Source organism: Neobacillus drentensis (genome assembly GCF_036965645.1).
In the GTDB taxonomy this organism is placed as follows: domain Bacteria; phylum Bacillota; class Bacilli; order Bacillales; family Cytobacillaceae; genus Neobacillus; species Neobacillus drentensis_D.
On sequence record NZ_JBALPZ010000254.1, the window covers coordinates 1 to 4491 of the forward strand.

The 4491-nt window shown below is 38.6% G+C and carries 5 protein-coding genes; all 5 read right to left on the minus strand.

Going from position 1 to position 4491, the window contains the following annotated elements:
• Positions 1–57 precede the first annotated feature (57 nt).
• Genes V7266_RS29840 through V7266_RS29860 form a run of 5 tightly spaced genes read right to left on the minus strand, consistent with a single transcriptional unit; the run spans position 58 to position 4394 of the window.
• A complete protein-coding gene (locus tag V7266_RS29840) occupies positions 58–213 on the minus strand; it encodes a hypothetical protein (protein ID WP_335472864.1) in 156 nt (51 codons plus the stop codon).
• Positions 214–252: 39 nt separating this feature from the next.
• Positions 253–453 carry a CLC_0170 family protein gene (locus tag V7266_RS29845; protein WP_335472866.1) on the minus strand — a complete coding sequence of 67 codons (201 nt, stop codon included), beginning with the start codon at positions 451–453 and terminating at the stop codon, positions 253–255.
• Between the two features lie 19 nt (positions 454–472).
• A complete protein-coding gene (locus V7266_RS29850) occupies positions 473–1696 on the minus strand; it encodes a Ger(x)C family spore germination protein (RefSeq protein WP_335472871.1) in 1224 nt (407 codons plus the stop codon).
• Complete coding sequence (locus V7266_RS29855) at positions 1680–2792, minus strand: GerAB/ArcD/ProY family transporter (protein WP_335472868.1); 1113 nt, start codon at positions 2790–2792, stop codon at positions 1680–1682. Before V7266_RS29855 ends, V7266_RS29850 begins: the two co-directional genes overlap by 17 nt.
• 27 nt (positions 2793–2819) lie before the next feature.
• Entirely contained in the window at positions 2820–4394 is a 1575-nt protein-coding gene (locus V7266_RS29860; protein ID WP_335472869.1) for a spore germination protein, read from the minus strand.
• Positions 4395–4491 lie beyond the last annotated feature (97 nt).

Consider the following 4491-nt stretch of genomic DNA (forward strand, 5'->3'; position numbering starts at 1 on the left):
AACAAATAAGAAGACCCGGAATAAACCGGGTCTTCTTATTTGTTATTCTGTTTCATTTCATGATTTGTCTGCTGTAATATCGTTATATGGAAGAATTAGCTTTTTTACCTTTTCAAAGCTCATTGAGCTTATTTCTTGTACTAGTCTTGGAATGGATTGTTCAGGATAGCCGTAATCACGAAGTAATTTTTCCATTTTTTCATTATGTTCCATTTGTTTATCCTCCTATATCTTGTTTGATCAAAGAACAAACTACCAAATAAAATTATTGTATACCCAATTTGTCAAAAACAATCCAAGGCCGAGGGCTATATTCAGCCATCCAAAAATTAATGATGCCTTATGTTCTTTTTTCTGTTTTTCTTTTTTGTACATTTTGGCATCGACCAGGAGAATGAAAAGCCCTGTTACGATGAAGATAACAATGACATATGGTAAAAAACCAATAAACATTCTCTCTAGTCCTCCACCTTTATTTTGCTTTCATTCCTACCCGGTGAATACGAGTATCGACATGAACATCATAAGTAATGTCTTTATATACTCTTTTCCAATTTTCTTTCGTTCCAATTTCCTTGGCCCAATATTTCGGATATTTGGCTCGGACATGTTCTCCAAAGCCAAAAATATCACTTTCAGCCTTTTGTGTTTTGGCAATTAGCTTCTTTAAAGATCTTTCTACTTCTTTGGAAGTTTCTTTTTGTATTTTCCCAACAATAGATGAATTGTTAATATAAATACTTTGACTGGTCTTTTCTTCTATTTCGCTTTCGTAACGAACCTTGATATCCACATGAGGTTTCCCTTCCACTAGTTTAACCTTTATTTTTGTTTTTCGAGAGATTGCCTTAACTAGTACAAATTCATCCTTCTCCGGGACTTTTATAAAGGCGCTATATCCACCCCTGCCGATCCCTCTTATCGCCATATAAAATCCTATTTCAAGGGGCGATGTCTTACCTGCCATCCGATCCCCTCTAAAATAGGCCAATCCACTTAATTGAATAGACTTCTTATCTTTAATAGTAAGATAAGGAAGATACGGATCTTGTCCCTTACTAGAAAGTATCGTCCAGAATAAACCAATGAAATTAGGTGGGAATCTGCCTAATGCTGATAAGTTATCGACCATGTCCGCTAAATACAATGATGGTATCCGCTGCAGTTCAGGGATAAGCCTCATATAATCTTCTGCTGGCTCTTTTGAAACTGCCAGTGAGGCTGTTCGGCGGATCTGTGGATTACGCCTCAAAAAATCATTAAATCGTTGTGTCCCGTTTTTTGCTATTTTTTCATTCAGTACAATAATACGTAAATGTCCGAGGAACGTTTCATAAGCAACCTGCTGTTGAAGATTAAGCATAGCGTCCTGAATGGTGTGACCTACAACTTGGACAATTAATACTGAATTATGTGAACTTTGACCTTGTGTGGGTCCTAGTGGAATACGCCCGGGAACCGCAATTTGTGCGGTCACCCTTATCAGCTCTTCTTCTGGTTCGGCAGAATTGCTTTTATCTAAATGGGTAATCCCCCCTTCGGACTGCTGATTTTCCTCTTTATTAGAAGCTTGGTCAATGCCAATTGCTAATACAGTTGCACGCTGTTCGATTTCTTGTGAGTCCCAACACCCGGAGAGGAGGGGAAAGAGGAGAAACAAGATGATGACTAGACGTAAGCTATGATTCTTGTGCATCACTTTTCTTCCTCCTACTTCTCCCCCTAACGAGATCAATACCTAATAACATTGCGGGGTATAGAATAGTTATTAATAAGCCTGCTCTTCCCGCAATTTGAATAACATCATACAATTGCAAAATATTTTGCGGCAGCATTGCTAAAAAAAACACAAATGGCATCATAAAAAACGATAACATCCGGTGGTCTTTTAGTTTGGCCATTTGTTTTAAAGAATAAATCGTAAAATAATAACTTGAAAATAAGGTTGTAAATACAGCTGTCACCCACACCGCTAAAAAGATAACATCTAATCGCTGCAGGATATTTCCCGGCAGTGCAGTGGTCCGTGCTAATTCGAGTGTTGGCCAAAATATCTGTTTAATCTCTTCCGTTCCAAATACAGCAATGGTAGCGATCACAATTAACAGATAAACTCCTCCTGATATAAAAATGCCCCAAAAGCTGGCCTTTTTTGCCTGCTTAGGATTTTTCATAAAAGGAATCACCATTGTAACGATAAAAGAACCTTGAAACAAAGCAGATATCGTTAACATACCTTTGACCATGGAGAATAAATTAGTTTCAATGATAGGACGCAGGTAGAGGGGATTTGCATTTTTCAAAGAAAATGCAACAATAATTAAGACTGGCCCCAAAATAGCCGGTACATAGAAATTGTGAATATATGCAAAAGTGTTTATATTGTACCTCACACTCAGACAGGCAATGAGAAGCATAACTATCACCGTGACTTCCAATGGGGTTTCTCTTAAAACAGCCGAAACAACTACCTCTCCAAATTCACGAGCAGCCAATGCGGATAAAATGATAAAAAAGAAAATCACAATCATACTACACATTTTCCCTAGCCATTTTCCGACAATATCGTTGCTATAGGTGATAATTGTTTTTTCTGGATGCCGAATTCCTAATATTGTAAGAATAAATAACCCGATTGCTGCTAGAATGATTCCTGCTAACGTGACAAGCGGCGCCCCTGATCCCCCGCCTCGAACAGCAAACAATGGCAATGGAAGTACTCCTACACCAATGATGGTACTTATTAGGATCGTCGAGGCTTGTACGGTGGTGATTTCCCTGTGGTTTTCCATTGTAAGTGCCCTCCCATTGTTTAGTTTCTACTGTTTATTATCATCTTGTTCGTGTCTTTTACGATTTGCAGGTTGTAGAAAACTAGGTCTTTTCGACATCGACCAAAGAGGGCTCCGCGTGACAACATCTTTCATTCCCTGTGAACTTCCTGGAGAAACGGGTGCCATATATGGTACTCCAAAGGATTTAAGATTCAGTAAATGATTGAAAGTAAGGATAATTCCGATCATGACTCCGTAAAGACCAAATATTCCTGCTAAAATCATGATTGGGAACCTTAACATCCTTAAGGCAAAAGCAGCTGTATATGCTGGTGTTGCAAAAGATCCTATAGTAGTTAAGGCAATCACTACCACTGTAATGGGACTTGCTAAACCGGCTTCTACAGCAGCCTGCCCGACAACTAACACCCCTACAATGGATAGGGCTCCACCCACTTGTCTCGGCAGCCGTACCGTTGCTTCCCTTAAAATTTCCATAGATATTTCAATGATTAGTACCTCAACTACAGCAGGATAGGGGACACCGGCCCTCCCACCCGCTACGGCTACAGCAAATTCGGTCGGAAGCAATTCAGGATTAAACGCAATCAACGACACATAAAGCGAAGGAAAGATCAGTGAAAAGACAAGTGCCAACACACGAGCAAATCTCGCAAAAGTACCCATCAAAAACCTTGAAGCATAATCCTCTGCCGTTTGGTAGAATTGGTTAAAGACAACCGGAACTAACAGCGCAAAAGGGGACCCGTCTACAAGGATGGCAACCCGGCCTTCTACTAAATTGGCAACTGTTTTGTCTGGTCTTTCTGTTGTCTGTATCTGGGGAAACGGTGTAAAGTGATTATCTTCAATAAATTGTTCTAAATACCCCGCATCCATTATGGCATCAATATCAATAGCCGAAAGTCTGTTTTCGACCTCGGTTATAACCTTCTCGTTTGTAACTCCTTTTATATAACAATAACAAACGGTTGATTTCGTCAATCTTCCAATTTCCATTGTTCTAACTTGGAAATCAGCTGTCGGCAGGCGGTATCTAAGCATTGCAATATTGGTATCAATATTTTCAATAAACCCTTCACGCGGTCCCAAAATAACCTGTTCCGTTTCCGGCTGGGTGACAGAACGATGTTCCACTTCTCTTGTAGATACATGAATGGCTTCAGTGAGGCCATCCACAAAAATAACAGTTTCCCCGCGTAAAAGAACTGCAATTAGCTTATCTAAACTTTTTTCTACCATGGCTTGACCATGATAAAGGGTTTCGTGCATGATGATGTCGATTAATTGATTCAGCGGCTTCTCTTTTGAAATTAAATGCTCAGGAACATACATAAGCGGTCTTAAAATATCCTTATTGACATGATCCTGGTTAACTAAATTAGTAAAATAAAACATGGCCGCCTGATACTGTCCAAATATTTTAAAATGTTTTACCTGAAAATCATCATTTTTCCCTAACACATTTTTTATTAATGATTCCGTTTCTTTTAGTGACGCTGATAATTTACTTTGTCCATCTAAAACCTGATCAGGGATCGTAGATGGTCTATTTTTGACACTGATCTTGGCTTTCTTCATTTTCTGAAATAGAGACATCTACATCACCACCTGATTTATAATTTTTGACAAATTTTATTAAATATTCCTTGTGTTTTAATAATCTATAAAATTTATTAGAAAAATAAAAAATGAC